We start from the raw sequence: 19,122 nt of genomic DNA on the forward strand, positions 1-19,122 counted from the left end.
AATCTGGTATCTTTCTGTTTCGGTCAGTTGTGTATAGGCCATAGTGCATTTTCCTTTGGCGAGAAAGATGCCTACTATAGCAACTGACCGCCCTTCTGAAAAATTGCACTTATTAGTCGAATCCGCCATGATAAATTAATTTTTTAATTAATATCCTATTGCCCTAAAATAGGTATAAACATTAGGTGTATAAGGGGTAGAACTTCTATAACATTTGAACTGACTCTGATTTAATACGGATGCACCAAATATTCCTGCTGATCCGGGGTCCCAATCATTGTGAGTTAACGTGATGCTAAAACATTTATTTGGGAATGGTATTGGAAAGTTATTAATATATCCGCCATTAGGATTTCCACCGAGAGAAACTAGTGCTATTCCCCACATTTCAATTAAACCTGAGGGTAATTTTTGCCAACCATTCTGAACCAAGTTTGCGGTGAAGAATGACATATCTGGGATTTGATTAACTCCAGTTCCCACTGCACGTTTTGCCGCTTCATTTAACCCTAAGTTTTTCACAAACGCATTTTTATTGGGGATATCTGAGCCGTTTTGCGTTTTTTCTAGTCTGTTATTGGCGTTATCATTTATATCGGAGACCAGCTTCTGAGTTGCGGCCAGTGTATTGCTATTGCCAACTACATTTGTAAGCTGAACAATACCTTTCTGTGTTAATGAGGCATCGGGAATTTTCTTTGTAAGTTTTTGGTCTAGTGCTTTATTTAATTGTGTAGTAAGTTTGGTTGTATTACCGTCATCCAAAACATCACTGCTAGATTCTGTCGCAATAAAATCAGCTACAACAGAGGCTATTGTGGACGATTGACGCAATGCCTTATTTAATAAGTGAGTGGGAACATTATCTGGTGGAAACCCAGAATACAAACTCTGACTTTCTTCGTATCTTTCTTGACTGACTACATTCGCATTATTGCTAATAGAAAACGCTTTAAAATCATTCTTATGATTCATACATATATTCCTTAAGTAAATATACCCGTTATCTTTCAAGTTGCCTCTTTGTTGGCTGCACTCTCTCACCCCGGTCACATAGTTATCTATGCTCCCGGGGATTCGTTCCCTTGCCGTCGCGATGCATCTCGAAATCCATAGGGTATAATATTGTTTTGTAATTAACATATTGAGTTATAGTATAGGTAATTTATCGAGATTAATTTCAAGCATAGTCTACGCCAAAAATGGAATAATAAGATTTCATTATTAATCAATTGATTAATTAATTGTGTATGGCTGATGATAATAAATCGTTTAATGTCTTGTAATCGAAAGTATATCCAAAATGTTTTTATTTTTTATGTATGTTTCATAAATATAAGGGAATATTTTTATCAAATGATGGCATGAATTATCTGTTAAAAAAATAAAATGGGAAAAGGGCTGCTATGCAGCCCATGGTTTTAATCAGCAATATAAATTTCTGTAATATCAGGGCAATCCTCTTTGTTTACTATAGATAGCCTCACTCCTCCGTCTGATGAATGCACAACGAGCCATCCTTTTGATCCATATCCAGTGCCAACCAAAATATTATCGATCGGAGGCATTTGTAAAGGTAAAAATATACCTGGGCTACCAGTACGTAAATATATACATCTTCCTCGTATGTCCTGACTCAGTAATATGCTACTTCCACTATCTCCACTCCTTCCTATTTTTCGCCATCCCTGATTAGGGCCTTTCTTTTGATATCGTTCGTCGGATTCTGAACGTGAATATGCCCCCACATCTCTGGCTTCCAGATTGATGTCTTCAATCAGCGCTTTGCCGTTAATTTTCCTGTTATTAGGAACCGCATTTTTTGCCAATGTCACGGTTTCTGATAAGCCAAGTTCATTTACAGTAGGTTTGTTTTTGGTTGTATAAATGCTAGTCCAATCTTCTTCAAATCCATAATTATCACGAGCTGAGCGATAAGCAATACCCCCGTTTTTATAATGCACTTTCAACTGAAAAGCCGGACAATTCCCAGCGCCATTATAGAAGTGCACAACATGATCACTAAATTTCGCATGCAGTAAGTCATATGATCCTGAATCTACATTCCACGGGACTTGGTTATCAACAGAATATTTTCCTGTTAATCCGAGCCTAAATGCTCCCACATCGCCAGCCGCTAAATTGATATCTCCAGTCAGCGATTTACCATTAATTTTCCTACTATTCGGCACAGCATTTTTCGCCAGATTGACGGTTTCCAATAAGTCGAGATTTTTCACAAACTCATTTTTATTGGGAATATCTGCCCCATTTTGGTTTTTGGCTAATCTATTGTTAGCATTATCATTGACATCAGAAACAAGCTTCTGAGTTGCAGCGAGTGAATGACTATTACCAACTACATCGGTAAGCTGAACAATACCTTTCTGTGTTAATGAGGCATCGGGAACCTTTGGTGCCATTTTCTGTTCCAATGCCTGATTTAATTGAGCGGTAAGTTTATCTATATTTCCATCATCCAGAACATCATTGCCAGAGTGTGTCGCGATAAAATTAGCGACTACTGAGGATATTGTAGATGATTGACGTAATGCCTTATTTAATATATTAGTGGTAATACCATCGGGTGCAAACCCAGTTTTCAAATTCTGACTTTCTTCATATTTTTCTTGGCTCGCTGCATTAGCATTAATACTAATAGAAAAAGCCTTAAAATCATTTTTAGGACTCATACTATACTCCTTAGATTAAGTAATGAATTTTATAAATAACATATTGAATTATTGTAAAATTGATTCCTTATTTAATGCATTGAATACATGGTTTTATCGATCATGATTTTTTGCTATGTTAATTAAATGATCGTGACAATTTTATTTTTATCAAATTAGTATCCTATCGCCCTAAAATACGCGCCAACAGGCGTAGGATGATTAGTAGGGCTTCTATAACATCGGAACTGACTCCGATCTACTACATGTACTGAACATATTCCGGAGTCTTGAGGGTTATAACCACCGTTAGCTAACACAACATTTAAACATGCGTTCGGAAAGGGGATTGGGAAATTATTTAAATATCCGGCATCCATAGAACCATAGCCTTGAACTAGCACAAACCCCCACATTTCAATTAAACCCGAAGGTAGTTTTTGCCAGCCGGTAGAACCTAGGTTTGCGTTGAAAAACGACATATCTGGAACCTGATTAACGCCAGCTCCTATTTCCCGTTTTGCAGCTTCATTTAAACCTAAGTTTTTTATAAACGTATTTTTATCAGGAATATCTGCGCCGTTTTTTGCTTTTTCCAATGCAGAGTTGGAAATTTTAGTTATAATTTTTTGTTCTAATGCTCTATTTAGCTGGGCGATTAGTTTAACAATATCCCCATCATCCAGAACATCATCGCCAGATTGTGTTGCAATAAAGTCAGCGACGGCAGAGGCTATTGTTGATGATTGACGCAATGCTTTATTTAATACATGAATAGTAATATGTTCTGGTGGGAACCCGGTTTTTAAATCCTGTCTGTTTTCGTATTCTTGTTGACTCACTATGTTGGCATTATTATTAATAGAAAACGCTTTAAAATCATTCTTGGGACTCATATACACTTTCCTTAAATAAAATAATGTTCTGTTATAATTAACATGTTAAGTTATAGTATAGGTAATTTATCGAGGTTGATTCTAATTATAGTCTACTCCAAAAAGAGGAGAGTAAGATTCTATTATAACTTAAACGATTGATTATTTATATATGACTGATAGCAATAAGTTATTTAACATATTGTTATCGAAAGTATATTCAAGACGTTTATATTTCACGTATGGAAATTATTTTATCTTATTTCTTTTGGGAAATTTTAAATGATTTCCACAAGTTTTATTAAAATACATTATGTCAAAGTGGTAACTACGAAAATACTATTGTTTTGTCTATTGATTAGATTATTATATTTGTTTTATACCCTATGGATTTCAAGATGCATCGCGGCGGCAAGGGAGCGAATCCCCGGGAGCATAGATAACTATGTGACCGGGGTGAGAGAGTGCAGCCAACAAAGAAGCAACTTGAAAGATGACGGGTATATGTTATGTTCCATAAATATAGAGGAGTATACCTATCAAATAAGGAGAGAAGTTATCTCCTAAAAAAATAAAATGAAAAAAGGGCTGCCATGCAGCCCACAATGTTAATCATAAATTATACCTGACCAGATTAATACTTCAAAAGCATCGGAAATCGACCGGTCAAAAAAGTCATTATCATCACTGGAGAAAAGATCGGGGATAGAATAGTGCCCGGTCTTGATAATTTTATTATTCTGGTATTTGTGGCCACTTAATATCTGAAACCATTGAAATATCAACACGGTTCAGTAATACCACATACTTCTTCCAGGCAAGCAATAATGCTTTCTCTGCGTCTGAGGCCATCTCAGTTTCAATGGCATATTGTAATAAAGTGATAGCTTCATTAGCCTGTTGACGAAGAATGACACGTTGTTGTTCTGCCTGTTTAATCTGGTTGGCTTTTTGAGCTTCAATATCCGTTACCCATTTTTCACCATCCCACTTATCAAAATCGGTGCTTGGTTGTTTGAATGTCAGTGTTTCTGGTAATTCACCCGGTTTAATGATTTCCTTCTGTTCCCCAGTTTGGGTGTTGTAAGCTATTCTCCCTCGATAGTCTGGTACCATTTGCCAGCCGGTTAAATCAGGTGAACGACAGGCGATATATCCCTCTTGGGCTTTAGGTGGCGCGTCTATGCAGGAATTGGCAGGAAGGCCGATACCAACGGGAAGGTACTCATCAGAACTGTTTAAATATTCCAGCGTAATCGCATCGTAATTAAACACAACGATACTTCCGGCACTGATGGCAATATTATTTTTATCCAGTACAGCCTTATTCATCATGCAATCCTCACAATGTAATTAAATGCCACATTTCGTGGACGTGTTTCTGTTCCCGTTGAAGCAGCAATCGCATTATCCATATAGCCGTAACCACCAGATCCCATGCCGATAGCGATGCCTATTCCGCGAGGATCAATGCCGTAGTTAATGTTTTGGTAGACACTATTGAGAATACGGCCCGCTGAACCTACCCCGTCGGTTCCGCCATTTGAGTTGGACCACATCCGGACAACCCTGTGACTATGTGGAGCAATATCTGCTAGTTGCCCGGATAATAGATATCGGCCAATATCCACCCCACGCCCATCATCCCAGCCCCGGATAAATTCACCCCGTAAATCGGGTAATCTGCCAGTAGGGTAAGCTTGCGCTAATTGTGGATATAAAGTTTGATCGAAGATCGCTCCATTGCATTTCACCCACCCATTTGGTGGTATGTCAGTCGGCCAAGGAAGTGGTATTCCTACCGGGATTTCTTCAAGTACCAACGTGCTCATTATGCTGCCCTCATCATATAGTTAAACGCTAGGTTATGTGGCTTTGATACCCCTATACTCGTTATCTTTCAAGTTGCCTCTTTGTTGGCTGCACTCGCTCACCCCGGTCACATAGTTATCTATGCTCCCGGGGATTCACTCCCTTGCCGTCGCGATGCATCTTGAAATCTTTAGGGTATATCGGTCATCCGCCACTGGGGTAAACTGCTGCTAATTTTGGATATAAAGTTTTATCGAAGATTGCTCCATTACATTTCACCCACTATTTGGTGTATGTCAGTCGGCTAAAGAGGTGGTGCACCTACCGGAATTAGCTTTTCCAATAAGCTTCGGTTTTTCACAAGTACATTTTTATTAGGAATATCTGCAACATTTTGTGATTTTTTCAATGCGTAATTGGAAATTTTAGTTATGATTTTTTGTTCTAACTCTCTATTTAATTGAATGTTGAGTTTAACGATATCACTATCATTGAGAACACTATCACCAGATTGTGTCATGATAAAATTATCTACAACAGAGACTGTTGTTGACGATCGACGTAATACCTTATTTAATAAATGCGTGGGGACATTATCTGGTAGAAATCCAGAATACAAACTCAGGATTTTTTCGTATTTTTCTTGATTTACTACATTAGCATTATTGCTAGTAGATAAATCCTTAAAATAATTTTTGGGACTCATATACTTTCCTCAAATTAGATTATGTATTTATAGACCATACCTTGAGTTGTTGTAAAGATAGTATCCGTTCATTTATAATTTAGTTCAGAAAAGGAATAATGGAATGATTTATAACTTAGGTTGTTAACTACTTATATGTAGTTGGTAGTAATAAATAGTCAATGTTTTATAATTGAAAATATACCAAAGCTATTAATGTCTTATTTCTGAAAATTATATACCCAAGAAACTTCAAGATGGATCGCGATGGCAAGGGAGTGAATCCCCGGGAGCATAGATAACTATGTGACCGGGGTGAGCGAGTGCAGCCAACAAAGAGGCAACTTGAAAGATGACGGCTATATATTACCACAACTATTAATCTCGACGGTTTAATTAGAGGTTATATCATGATTATGAAGATTTCTTTATGAAAGGATGGGTGTTAGCTCTGGACAGCAACTGAAAGATTCTTATATCCATAAATAAGAAATTTTATTTATGATATATTTTTGTTTTTCTTTTGTTAATATTATGCTTTAAGGATTTATCTGTATTTTTATAAAAAAATCAGACTATTATTGTTAGATGATATTTTTATAGATGAACTATTATTTTATTTTGCTTATTCATTTGACCATATTTATAGAGATATCAGCTCATTATATCTTTGGGATTAATGCTTCTATTTTTCGGTATATTGTGTTGTCTTTGTGAATAAATTTATTCTTAAGGGAGAAATATGTTTAAAAAATTAGAACAAGTCATCTTTGATACCCGTGATAACAAAAGCATTTTCTCTCTTATTTCTTTGGTTATATACCCTATGGATTTCAAGTTGTATCGCGACGGCAAGGAAGTGAATCCCCGGGCGCATAGGTAATTATGTGACCGGGGTGAGTGAGTGCAGCCAACAAAGAGGCAGCTTGAAAGATAACGGGTATAAAAAGAACAATGGGATAAATAAGATAGCGGCTGAAAACAGCAATCAGCCTGAATTAAAACAAATTATATAAAACATGCTTAATTGATTGCTGTCATTGGGCTTTTTACCGTGGGAAGGACGGGGGATTTGTATCATCCGCGGGAAATTAGATTTTCAAAGCAACTGTTGTATCTGTCAGATGCAGTAGTTTTCCATACCCAATGGATTTCAAGATGTATCGCGACGGCAAGGGCGCGAATCCCCGGGCGCATATAGATAACGATGTGACCGGGGTGAGTGCGTGCAGCCAACAAAGAGGCAGCTTGAAAGATAACGGGTATATTTAACCTCAACTTAATTAAGGGATTGTTTATGGGGAAATCATCAAACCGTAGTGCGGAATTTTTCTTTACTGGGAAATATTACGATGATGATGGTGGGAATAATATTGTTGCTATTGGAGTAGGAGGGGAGATTTATGCCAAAGGAGGGAATGATCATATTACCGTTGGTTCGCTAGGAGCAACAATCTATGCCAGTTCTGGTGATAAGACCGTAGATGGTGGTGCTGGATATTTAAAAATAGTGAATATTGACGGTGATCTGAAGGTACATGGTGCCGCGGGTTACGCAAGTATTGATAAAAACGGTAATGGCAATATTTCATTTATTGGCGCGGCGGGTGGTGTTTCTATGGATCACCGAGGAAGCAGCGGTAATCTAAATTTTTCTGGGGCTGCCGCTTACAATAACCTCAGTCGTAAAGGTCAATCCGGTAATGTGGCATTTAAAGGTATCGGTGGTTATAACGGATTATGGCACGAAACTCATCAGGGGGATTTAAACTTTAATGCCGCAGGGGCGGGTAATAAAATTGACCGTACCTGGCATGACCGTTATGAAGGAAGCAAGGGAAATGTGATATTTGTTGGTGGAGGGGCAGCAAATAGCATCAGTTCGCGGGTGGAAAGCGGTAATGTTGCGTTCACTGGTGCTGGGGTTGATAACCACATTATTCGTAAAGGGAAAGAAGGCCATATTATCTTTCAGGGTGCCGGAGCATCAAATCGCATTGAACGTTTGCGAGATAGTAAAGATAAATATGGACAGACTCGCGGTAATATTGAATTTGAAGGTGCCGGGGGTTATAACAAAGTTTATTCTGATATAGCTCATGGTAATATCCGTTTCTCCGGTTCCGGTGGTTACAATGAAATATCAAGAATAGGTGAGGATAGCGATTCGTATAATAAAGCTTTGGGATACGCTAGCGCGGAGAAAATTGTATTAATAACGGCGAAGATGGGATCCCAGAAGCCTCAGCAAGTGACTGCCATTAAATCAACGACTGAGTCTAATACTTATCTCTTTGCATTTGCTGACGGAAAATATACTAAGATCAGCAAAGTTCAGCTAAAAAATGATCCTAAAACCAATAAATTGAGTTATTACGCCACTTCATGGCGTAAAAATGGTAATCAACTCAAAAATCTTGCTACGGAAAATATCTCTTTAGAGAATGGATATGATGATATAAGCAATGATGGTGATTATCGTCTTTCTAATTTAATCTTTGAACATCATCAACCCGTTACTATTCAGCATACTGTTGAAGAAGATTTGCGAGAAAATCAGTGGGTGACTTATGCCAGCGGAACCACGGCTAAAGCAGAAGATATCAAGCTGATTGATGCAAAAATGCATGGGCGTTCAATCCATTCTAATGGTTCGGTATTGGATGTTTCGGCGGTGAAATCGAATCGTCGATCAAATGCTTATGTCTATGCCAAATATGTCGAGTCATATACCAAAGTGGTTGTGGTGGAATTGAAGAATGATGATAAAACCGGCGAGCTGAAATATTATGCCAGTGCCTGGTATAAAGCGGGCGACCATACCCGAGATTTAGCCAATGAAGATTTTTCACGTGCAAATGGTTATAGCTCGATGGAGGTAGGGGGATATTCACTCACTAACCTTAAATATCAAGTCGATACTGTACGTCGTGTCTCTGAGCATTTAGAACATATTGAAGAAGATAGTCTTCAGGAATGGGTGAAATCATCTTCGAATATCGGTGATAGCTCCGGTGACGTTAATTTTAGCGGTATGGGTGGCGGAAACCTTATTAAATCCAGTGTAATAAATGGCAATGTTAATTTTGAAGGTGATGGGATTGCTAACGTCATTCTTCATAGTTCGAGATCTGGTAATACGCATTTTGAAGGCGCAGGTGCTGCCAATATCATCGAAAAAAGTGGCATAGATGGCAATCTGACATTCCGTGGTGCAGGTTTGGCGAATGTCCTTGTTCACCAAAGCCGGAATGGGGAAATGGATGTTTACGCTGGTGGTGCGGCAAACGTTCTGGTGCGTGTCGGTGATGGACGGTATCTGGCTCGTCTTTTGGCGATTGGCAATATTTCAATCCACCAAGGTAATGGCGATAGCCGGGTCGTCATGTTGGGGGGATATAACACCCATACCCAAATAGGTAAGGGCAGCGCGAATTGGTTAGGTGCCGGCGGTTTTAATGTCATGACCCAAAAAGGTAAAGGGAGTATTTCTTCGTTACTTTTGGGGGGTGCTAATGTGTTGACCAAGCTTGGCGGAGATAATCTGGTTTCCGGCATGCTCGGGGGAGCCAACATTATCACGCATATTTCGGGTGATAATGAAATATCAGACACCACAGCAATTGCGCTGGGCGGTGCCAATATCCTGACCAAAAAGGGAAGAGGTGATGCTGTTGCGCTGATGGGCGGTGGTGCAAATGTTCTGACTCACATTGGTTATGGAAGCACGACGGGGGTGATGTTGGGTGGTGCCAATATCCTGACCAAAGTAGGCAACGGTGATACTACCGGCATTATGCTTGGGATTGGTAATGTGCTGACTCATGTAGGAGATGATCAGACATTAGGGGTCATGGGAGCAGCAGGTAACATCTTTACTAAAGTGGGAGATGGAACCGCAATTGCGGCCATGATTGGTGCTGGCAATATCTTTACCCATGTTGGCAAGGGTGATGCATGGGCGTTGATGGGGGGTCTGGGCAATATCTTTACCAAAGTAGGGGATGGTAAGGCGCTGGCATTGATGATAGCCGCTGGCAATGTGTTTACTCACGTTGGGAATGGGATGAGCGTTGCTTTGATGTTGGCTAAAGGCAATATCGCTACCAAAGTGGGTGATGGGACGACCTTGGCAGCAATGATCGGTGAGGCCAATGTAATGACCCATGTCGGTAATGGCTCAACCTTTGCCGCGATGATCGGGCAGGGCAATATCCTGACAAAAGCGGGCAATGATTTGGCGCTTGGTTTGATGGTGGGTGAAGCTAATATCTATTCGCATGTAGGTGATGGCACCAGCATTGGCTTGCTTGCCGGTAAGTTGAACGTGATGACCAAAATGGGTGACGGGACAACGCTGGCGGCAATGTTTGGTGAAGCTAATATCATGACCCATTATGGCGACGGTTTAACTGGCGTACTGGCACTGGGTAAAGCCAATATTGTCACCAAAGTGGGTAAGGGTTTTATGGGGGTTGTGGCAGCGGCCGAGGCTAACGTTGTGACTCATATGGGAGCATCAACGACGGCTGCCGTGCTATTAGGTAAAGGCAATATTCTGACGAAAGAGGGTAGTGGGACGACGGTCGGCCTGCTTATTTCCGATGTGGGCAACATCATGACACACATTGGTGATGGCACAACCGTGGGTTTCGCTAAAGGTAAAGCCAATATCATCACTAAAGTGGGGGAAGGTACAGGGATTAACGCCGTCTGGGGTGAGGCTAATATCCTGACGCATGTTGGTAATGGCGATCGTTACAATTTCGCGAAAGGTAAAGCGAATATCATTACCAAAGTGGGCGGAATGCGAGAAGTCACGGTAGTTCAGGGCGATGCTAACATTATCACCCATGTTGGTAACGGTGATGATTATACCGGCGCTTGGGGCAAAGCTAATGTGATTACTAAGGTAGGCGATGGGAATAATGTAGTACTTGCTAAAGCTGATGCCAACATTGTGACTCAGGTCGGGAACGGTGACAGCTTTAATGCCTTGTGGAGTAAAGGCAATATCGTCACCAAAGTCGGTGATGGTATGCAGGTTACCGCGGCAAAGGGTAAAGCCAATATCACCACTACGGTAGGGAATGGTTTAAGCGTCACTGCGACACATGGCGACTTGAATGTGAATACCAAAGTAGGTGACGGAGTTTCGGTCAACGCGGTGTGGGGTGAATATAACGTCAATACCAAAGTTGGAAATGGTCTCAATGTTGCGATCATGAAAGGCAAAGGTAATGCCAATATTCATATTGGCGATGGCCTGGGGATCAATGCCTCTTATGCCCGCAATAATGTGGCGATTAAGGTGGGTAATGGTGATTTCTACAGTCTTTCTATTGCAGAGAGCAACACACAAAGTAGTCATCTCTCTTCTCTGTTTGAGAATATTAAACAAACTGTGTTCAATGTAGAGGGAAGCCAGACGATTAATTATCTGATTCGTGGTGATGAGGCAAATACTTCTGGCGTCAATAAAGGTAGAGGGGCGATTAATTTAACCGAAGTTTCCGCCATTGATGGTTTCCAGATGGATAAAATTGATGAAGTGAGTTCGGATCTGGCGAACAACTTGAGTGGTGCAATAACCCCGGTAGAAACGCCTGATATTAACGTTATTCAGAATGACTTGCAGATTGGAGATAATGTTGGTTCAGCTCAGGATCAGGCATCACCACACGCTGATGCGGTTGTCAGACATGCGAAGCAGAATAAAGCCGCGCAAAATGCGTTAAGCGATAAAGAAAAAGCGGAGATAAATCATCAGCGTCTGCAACAAGAGAAAGATAAACAGCTTAAAACGATTTCAAAATCACAAGGCCAACTAGAATCAACCAATCAGGCTGCGCTGAATACCAATGGTCAAGTGCAGCGTGATGCAATAAGTGAAGAGTCTAGGGGAGTCACGGAAGAACTATTCTCCCTGACTCAAGGTATGGGTGTGCTTAATAACTATGGAAATTATGATGGTAAATCAGGTGATGAGTGGCGTAATCGGTTTGCTGGTGGATATCTGGATAATATCCAGAATAAATTAAATGATGCCAAACTTACTGCACAGAAAAAATTAGCTGATGCACAGCAGCACTTTATTGATAAACGAGAAACAGTAATAACAGCCATTAAGAAATCAGAAGTAGGTTTCACGAAAAGCGCTGAGAATCTAGATAGTGCAGACGACGATATTGTAGACGCTGAGAAAAAAGCGGAGCAGAGAAAAGAAGAGGCATTATTACAGAAACAACGAGCCGATAAAGCGGTGAGTGACTCCAATACCGCGTATGAAAAAGCGAAACAGCGTGGTGAAAGTGATAGTACAGCGGCGGAAAATAAAACGACACAGGCGCAGAAGAATGCAAAAAGCGTGAAACAGGCTGATAATGCTAAACCGGATCGCACTGGGGCAGAGGGCAGCGGTTTGTCTGGAAACGCTTATACACCGATTGAGGTGGAGAAATCGAAGAGTCATATCGATCCTGCATCAAAAGCTGAACCTGACGGTTGGCTCAGTGAAGATCTGGCACTAACAGCAGAAGATTTGGCTGCTTTGAATAATGCGCAACAAGCAGTCAATCGGTTACAGCTTAATAAAGGGATGCGCTCAGAAAATACCGGTGCTTCGATCATGTCAATGTTTACCGAAACATCATCCGATGGCGCGGTGAAATCAACTTTAAATAAATCCAGAGAATTAATCAGAAAAGCGCCGACGATTTCAGGTATTGATCTGCAAGGATTAGGGGGAAATAACCCTAGATCTCATTCTTCTGTACTTAAAAAACTAGAACTTATCTTACTGAAGAAGGATAACAAGCGGTTTATTGATTCGACTAAAAGGCGTCTTGGTTCGATAAATACCGATTTGCCTAGTAAGGCGCTGGTGGCCGTGCGTGAGGCTTTTAACCGTACCGTTGAGCAGCCCGATGAACAGCATGTATTGCAGCTTGAACAAACATTGGCGCATTGGCAGCAGCATGATCCCAAGGAATTCACTCAACGTAGCAAACTGGTGAAAAGCTTACGTTTTGAGATGGGTGAGCTGGTTGCTCACATTCAGGCCCAGAGAGCTGAGTCAGCCGGGATTTTGGGGATCGCTGTGGCACCTGAGCAGGTTACGCAGTTTGGACAGCAGGTATCGTTCGATGGGATTGGCCGTGTGGTGGGCCTGAAAGGCGATATTGCACAAAGCGAAATTAATCGTCTCACTGATTTGCAAATTAAGCCATTAACCCAGACTAACTCTGTAGCAGAGCGGGAAGCACCTAAGACCGAAAACGAAAGCCTTATCGTTTTCGTCAGCCGATTACAACAAGAAGCTATCCCAGAAGGTAAGCCGCTGATTGAACGTGCCAGAAAACTTTGGCTTACCGGGCAAGTGACAAATGAAAAAACCAAAGAATTATTTAAGGATGCTGTTGCCCAGTTGCAAACATATCCTGAATTGCACACGCTGGCTCAACAGCTATTGACTGATGCTAATAAAGAGAAGGCCACTGGACAATATATTGATAACCTGTTTGGCCGCCATTTTGATTCTGAACTGGCTTATGAACTGGTGAAAACGGCTTCACCAGAGGCGAAAAATACCGCTGAACGAACAGGTAACTTCTTGGTAGAAGATTTTGAGCGGTGGATAGGTGATCTTTATCCTGAAGGCGAGAAACGTAACGGGGCAATTGATAAAAAGATGAAATCTTTTGCCGAGGCTATTGATAAGGATTTTCGCCCTTGGTTCAGCCGGGTACCTGAGGTGACAACATTCTTGGACGATCCGACTTTTGCTAATTTCAAGACCATGATGACCAAGGTTGATGATGGTTTTTCTGTGATTAAGGTGCCGTTTCTGGCGGTAAAAATGGCGACTACATCGGGAATGGGGATGGATGTTGCTGACTGGAAGAGAAAAGGGGATTCTTTCTATCTGAACGTGATCACCAAAGCTCGTTCAACCAGTACTGAACTGACTGCCGGGACGAATGCGGAGGATGTTAAGTACAAAGTAAAAATTACGGAAAAGCAGACCAATGATTATGGCACGGCGTTGCCCTACCAACCTGCGAATAATAAACATGACGACTTTTTGTATGGTAGAAAGGTCGCGGCAGGTCGGATCTTGACTCCCGGGCGGGAAACGGCATTTGAGAGTAATGCATTGGAGCGAGGCCAGTCTGTGGTAACTGGCGCGTCTGGCTCGACCAATATCATGGTTCACCTCAATGACTATATTGCCAGCAAGCAACCCGACTTCTCAACCGGGCAGAGCTATCTCAATACGCTGTCGTTTTTGGTATTTGATGGTGGTCACTCTGTCAACGAAAGTCTGGTGGTTTATCGGGCACTACAAGCAACTGATGAGATAAAACGTAAACAGATACTGAACAGCTACACGGCTAATTATCAGGATCTGGCGGATATTGCTGGGGAATCGGGTAAGGTGTGGGTAAATCAGGCGCTGGATAATGCGTTTAAAGAAACTCAAGAGTTTTATCAGAAGTATGCGGTAGTAAAACCACAAAGCCGCCCTGCGGTGGAAGACTTAGAGGGGTTATCTGGCACAAATAAAGGGGTAGAACCGACGATTATCGGCGATAGTCATCTGAAAAAGCCCGTTGATGGCTGGCAAAAGGTGGATGTAACGCCGCAGACTGATGGTCGTGAAACCCGTTTTGATGGTCAGATTATTCTTCAGATGGAAGATGACCCGATAGCTGCCAGAGCAGCCGCTAATCTGGCGGGTAAACACCCGGATTCCAGCGTGGTTATTCAACTCGACGCCAACGGTAAATATCGTGTTGTTTATGGCGATCTGGCTAAATTATCAAATAAATTACGTTGGCAGGTTGTCGGTCATGGTCGTGATACGTCAGAGCAGAATAACATTCGTCTGAGTGGTTACAGCGCTGATGAATTGGCGACGAAACTAAATCAGTTTTATCAGGCGGCTAAGCTGGGCAAACAGGCCATCAACAAACCCGATCACATCAGTTTGGTGGGTTGTTCACTGATTAGTGATGATAAACGGGATGGCTTTGCGCGTCGCTTTATTACTGAATTGGATAAACAAGGCATTCGCAGTGATGTGTCAGCCCGTAGTAGCGAAGTTGCGGTTGACGCAACAGGCCGTAAATTTACCCGTGACGAAAATAACCAATGGGTTAACAACTCGCCTGATAACAAAATTGTATTGAGTTTGAATGCGGAGAATAAACTGATAACGCATACCGAACAGGTTCGTCGTGGTATTGCTGAAAGCGATATCGACTTCGCTAAAGTCGGGTATACGCAGGCTGATTCGGTTACCAAAGGGGAAATTGCGGATAACACAGAAATTTTCATTAAGCCACAAAAGCGTGAAAAGGTTAATACCAGCGATAACTCGCATCGTCAGCTCAGTTACTCCGGTAATATCCAAGTGGATGTCGGTGAAGGAGAGTTTACGGCGCTTAATTGGGGAACCTCGAACGTAGGTATTAAAGTGGGAACCGGTGGTTTTAAATCGCTGGCTTTCGGTGACAACAATGTGATGGTTCACATTGGTCATGGTGATAGCAAACATAGCGTTGATATAGGCGGCTATCAGGCGCTTGAAGGGGCGCAGATGTTTATTGGTAACCGTAATGTCAGTTTCAATCAAGGACGCAGTAATGACTTGATTGTGATGATGGATAAATCCATCCCAACGCCACCGTTGGTCAATCCATTTGATGATACTGCCCGTATTGCTGAGGTATTGAAAGGTATTGCTCGTTCCGGTGAAACGCAGGATTGGTTAGCGGCACAAGATCAGCAATGGACAATTGCCGGAGCGAGGAAGTTTGTGCGTGATATGTCTGGTTTAGACCAAACCAGTAGCGTGGATTACAAAACGTTGCTTGATTTGGACTCACAACATGAACGTAGCAGCCGTGGTTTGCAGAATGACGCCGAATCAGCACTGAATAAGAAATTTAATCAGTGGTTAGGTGAAAATGGCAATAGCATTGAAATGGGCAAAATGAGCCGGGCAGATAAATTCCGTCAGGCTAATCAGAAGCTGGCCTTCAACTTTGCTGTTGGCGGGCGTGGCGCTGATATTCAGGTGACGACCGGCAACTGGAACTTTACGTTCGGTGACAATATTCAGTCAATTTTGGATACCAATCTGGGTTCACTGTTTGGTCTGATGACCCAGCAATACTCGGCAACGGGTATGGCGAAAACAACCTTCACCTATACCCCGCAGGATTTACCGCGTCAGCTTCAGAATAAGCTGCTTGGCCGATTATCGGAGGTGGGGGCGGATACCACTTTGGCGGATATTTTTGGTGTGGATTACACCGCGGATGGACGTATTGTTTCCCGCACGGGTAAGCCTGTTGATGGCGAGGCGATGCTAAAAGAGATGCTGGAAGTGATAAAGGAATTTAGCGGTGATCAACTGGCAGCCTTCACCAACCCGGGGAAATTGCTGGATAGTTTGGAGGCCGGCATCAAAGCGGGAGAAGATGGGGTCAGGACATTTGCGGAAAGTCATGGTTTGAAAGAGAAAGCGCCCGATAAAAATCAGGAACAAGGCGCGGTGGTTAGCACCAACGGAGATAGCGCTCAAGCGAATAACAAAGCAGAACGTGCATTTGGCTTTAATTCGCTGAATTTGCCTAACCTGTTTGCAACGATGTTTAGCAAAGATAAACAAGCAGAGATGCAATCATTAGTGACCAATTTGAAAGAGAATCTAACCGCAGATCTGCTCAATATGAAGCAAAAAACCTTTGATTTCCTGCGTAACAGTGGTCATCTGCAAGGAGATGGCGATATTAATGTGTCGTTGGGAAATTATAACTTCAACTGGGGTGGTGACGGTAAAGATCTCGGTGCCTATTTGGGCGATAACAACAACTTCTGGGGTGGTCGCGGTGATGATGTTTATTACTCACTAGGAACATCCAATATCTTTACGGGTGGTGAAGGCAATGATATGGGCGTTCTCATGGGGCGCGAAAACTGGATGTTTGGCGGCGATGGTGATGATACCGCCGTGGTAGCCGGACGTATTAACCATGTCTTTATGGGCGAAGGTAATGACCAGACGTTTGTCTTTGGTGAAGGCGGCCTTATTGATGCGGGTAATGGGCAGGATTACGTCGTGACTTCCGGTAACTATAACCGGGTGGATACTGGGGCAGGTCAGGACTACGCGGTGACCATCGGTAATAACAACCGGGTTGATTTAGGTGAAGGCGATGACTTTGCCAGAGTATTTGGCAATGACAACCGGATCGATGGTTATTCCGGCAATGATACGATTAAGCTGATGGGCTACCACGCGGTAATTAATGGTGGAGAAGGTGATGATCACTTAATAGCCGCTGCGATTTCGAAGTTCAGCCAGTTTAATGGCGGTGATGGACAGGATTTGTTAGTGCTGGGCGGTTATCAGAACAGCTTCCAGGGTGGAGCCGGTGTCGATAGCTTTGTGGTCAGCGCAGAAGTGATTGATAACCGGGTTAACGATATCAACGCAGAAGATATGATCTTGTTTAATGGTGTTGACTGGAAAGACTTATGGTTCCAGCGCAGTGGATATGATTTGGTGCTGTCAGTGAACCGTCATACTCAGGACAACACTGCTCAGGAGATCTTTGAATCGGTGGGTTCAGTTACCTTTAATGATTACTTTAATGGTCATCGTGCCAAATTAGTGACGCAGATGGGGGATAAAGACAAATCGGGCGAGTATGAATTTACGGCACTTTCTGACAATGCGGTTGATTCATTGATTCAGGCAATGAGTAGTTTTTCCCCGACAGTGGGCGATAATGGTTTTATTGAGAGTCTGGGCAGTAAGGCGAGAGCTGCTGTTGCCACGGCATGGGCCGATGTAACTCTTGGCAAGGGAAAATTTGCCTAATTAGCTCTCTGTAAATCAGCAGAATAATTGTCGTAGAAATAAAAATAGCTCACAGAAATGTGGGCTATTTTTTGTTTTTTTGTGAAGTTTTAGTGGGTACTATTTCTGAGTTTTATTTGTTAATGTTGAATTTATTATAAGAATACAAGAAGTAATAATATTTCTGATTATTGTCATGAATTATTTATTTAGATAACGTATTGGGATTTTTTTGTGGATATATGTAATGCTATTATTGCTGAGGTAGAGTCGGTTTATTTTGTTATATTTTCTTTAATAACATAATGATTAAAATAAGTTTATTGCTTGTTTTTACATTGATGTTATCTTTGTATTTGAAATTTTCTATTTAAATAAATTTTTAGCAAATGAAATCTATTGTTTTTTTGTGAGGAGGGTAAATGAGTAATAAAAATGATTTTAAGGCTTTTTCTACTAGTAGTAATGCGAATGTAGTCAGCCAAGAAAGATACGAAGAAAGTTTGAGTTTGTATTCTGGGTTTCCACCAGATAATGTTCCCACTCACTTATTAAATAAGGCACTACGCCAGTCATCGACAATAGCCTCTGTTGTGGCTAATTTTATGTCCACTCAGTGTGGAAAGGATGTCTTAGATAATGGTGATTTGGCAACCCTTAATAAGACTTTTACTGATTCATTAGAGTGTCATGCGAACAAAAATTTCCCCGGTAGTTTATCACTTAATGGTTATCAACAACTGCCGGGTGGATTAATACTTCAATGGGGAAGACATAATTTTACTCCATTAGCGATAAACAAAGTTATTTTACCAACGCCTTTTAAGCAGGGTTGTCTGAAGGTTTTTATGTCACCTGTTGGTGATTGGATATTTCCGATGTCAGCCGCACCTAACGGGACATTGAATACTTTTAACTCTTGGGTTGCAGCGCGAACGATTAATGCTTATGGGACTGAAATCAAGTTATCTGCTGGTGATACTTATGTATATGGAGATTATTTTGCAATCGGGTTTTAATTAGTATTTCAAAATGAATAATAAGCCGAACTTGTTTCGGCTTATTATTCATTAAAAGGAAATATAATAATGTCATAAAATAGAGTTGTATTATATATTCGGTTGTTAATTTTTTGGATATTTTAGTAGCAAGAAATATATAAAATGATCTCGGGTATCTATTCCCAATGGATTAATAAGAAAATAT

At 41.5% G+C, this 19,122-nt stretch carries 9 protein-coding genes and 1 pseudogene; 4 read left to right on the forward strand and 6 right to left on the reverse strand.

Going from position 1 to position 19,122, the window contains the following annotated elements; genetic code table 11:
• Positions 1–147 precede the first annotated feature (147 nt).
• The 3 genes from AACQ38_RS13500 to AACQ38_RS13510 all read right to left on the reverse strand — a co-directional run bounded on the left by AACQ38_RS13500 (position 148) and on the right by AACQ38_RS13510 (position 3,568).
• Positions 148–975, reverse strand: coding sequence for a phage tail protein (locus tag AACQ38_RS13500; protein ID WP_165578378.1), 828 nt, complete (start codon positions 973–975; stop codon positions 148–150).
• Positions 976–1,421: 446 nt separating this feature from the next.
• Entirely contained in the window at positions 1,422–2,693 is a 1,272-nt protein-coding gene (locus AACQ38_RS13505) for a phage tail protein (RefSeq protein WP_011147518.1), read from the reverse strand.
• Between the two features lie 155 nt (positions 2,694–2,848).
• Positions 2,849–3,568, reverse strand: coding sequence for a gp53-like domain-containing protein (locus AACQ38_RS13510; RefSeq protein ID WP_165578341.1), 720 nt, complete (start codon positions 3,566–3,568; stop codon positions 2,849–2,851).
• 351 nt (positions 3,569–3,919) lie between these two features.
• Between AACQ38_RS13510 and AACQ38_RS13515 the strand changes: the two genes are divergently transcribed.
• Complete coding sequence (locus AACQ38_RS13515; protein WP_207631861.1) at positions 3,920–4,114, forward strand: hypothetical protein; 195 nt, start codon at positions 3,920–3,922, stop codon at positions 4,112–4,114.
• Between the two features lie 168 nt (positions 4,115–4,282).
• Here AACQ38_RS13515 and AACQ38_RS13520 read toward each other — a convergent pair whose 3' ends face one another.
• The 3 genes and pseudogenes from AACQ38_RS13520 to AACQ38_RS13530 form a co-directional block, all read right to left on the reverse strand.
• On the reverse strand, positions 4,283–4,882 hold the full coding sequence (locus tag AACQ38_RS13520; RefSeq protein WP_165578343.1) for a tail fiber assembly protein: 600 nt from the start codon (positions 4,880–4,882) through the stop codon (positions 4,283–4,285).
• Positions 4,879–5,355: pseudogene (locus tag AACQ38_RS13525) on the reverse strand (phage tail protein); the annotation flags it as partial. The gene AACQ38_RS13520 and the pseudogene AACQ38_RS13525, both read right to left, overlap by 4 nt.
• Before the next feature lie 308 nt (positions 5,356–5,663).
• Entirely contained in the window at positions 5,664–6,065 is a 402-nt protein-coding gene (locus AACQ38_RS13530) for a hypothetical protein (RefSeq protein ID WP_011147514.1), read from the reverse strand.
• Between the two features lie 866 nt (positions 6,066–6,931).
• Here AACQ38_RS13530 and AACQ38_RS13535 point away from each other — a divergent pair.
• The 3 genes from AACQ38_RS13535 to AACQ38_RS13545 all read left to right on the forward strand — a co-directional run bounded on the left by AACQ38_RS13535 (position 6,932) and on the right by AACQ38_RS13545 (position 18,935).
• On the forward strand, positions 6,932–7,060 hold the full coding sequence (locus AACQ38_RS13535; RefSeq protein ID WP_278249247.1) for a hypothetical protein: 129 nt from the start codon (positions 6,932–6,934) through the stop codon (positions 7,058–7,060).
• A gap of 281 nt (positions 7,061–7,341) precedes the next feature.
• Entirely contained in the window at positions 7,342–17,937 is a 10,596-nt protein-coding gene (gene rtxA, locus AACQ38_RS13540) for an MARTX multifunctional-autoprocessing repeats-in-toxin holotoxin RtxA (RefSeq protein ID WP_165578344.1), read from the forward strand.
• 401 nt (positions 17,938–18,338) lie between these two features.
• Positions 18,339–18,935: a gp53-like domain-containing protein gene (locus AACQ38_RS13545; protein ID WP_228985164.1), complete on the forward strand. Its 597-nt coding sequence runs from the start codon at positions 18,339–18,341 to the stop codon at positions 18,933–18,935.
• The last annotated feature ends 187 nt before the right edge of the window (positions 18,936–19,122 follow it).

The organism is Photorhabdus sp. RW14-46, assembly GCF_963887965.1.
Classification (GTDB): Bacteria; Pseudomonadota; Gammaproteobacteria; order Enterobacterales; family Enterobacteriaceae; genus Photorhabdus; species Photorhabdus laumondii.

Bases quoted from the DNA above. Each gene is read 5' to 3' on its own strand.
- AACQ38_RS13545 (WP_228985164.1), top strand. From the start codon at position 18,339: ATGAGTAATAAAAATGATTTTAAGGCTTTTTCTACTAGTAGTAATGCG.
- rtxA (WP_165578344.1), top strand. From the start codon at position 7,342: ATGGGGAAATCATCAAACCGTAGTGCGGAATTTTTCTTTACTGGGAAA.
- AACQ38_RS13500 (WP_165578378.1), bottom strand. From the start codon at position 975: ATGAATCATAAGAATGATTTTAAAGCGTTTTCTATTAGCAATAATGCG.
- AACQ38_RS13530 (WP_011147514.1), bottom strand. From the start codon at position 6,065: ATGAGTCCCAAAAATTATTTTAAGGATTTATCTACTAGCAATAATGCT.
- AACQ38_RS13505 (WP_011147518.1), bottom strand. From the start codon at position 2,693: ATGAGTCCTAAAAATGATTTTAAGGCTTTTTCTATTAGTATTAATGCT.
- AACQ38_RS13510 (WP_165578341.1), bottom strand. From the start codon at position 3,568: ATGAGTCCCAAGAATGATTTTAAAGCGTTTTCTATTAATAATAATGCC.
- AACQ38_RS13520 (WP_165578343.1), bottom strand. From the start codon at position 4,882: ATGATGAATAAGGCTGTACTGGATAAAAATAATATTGCCATCAGTGCC.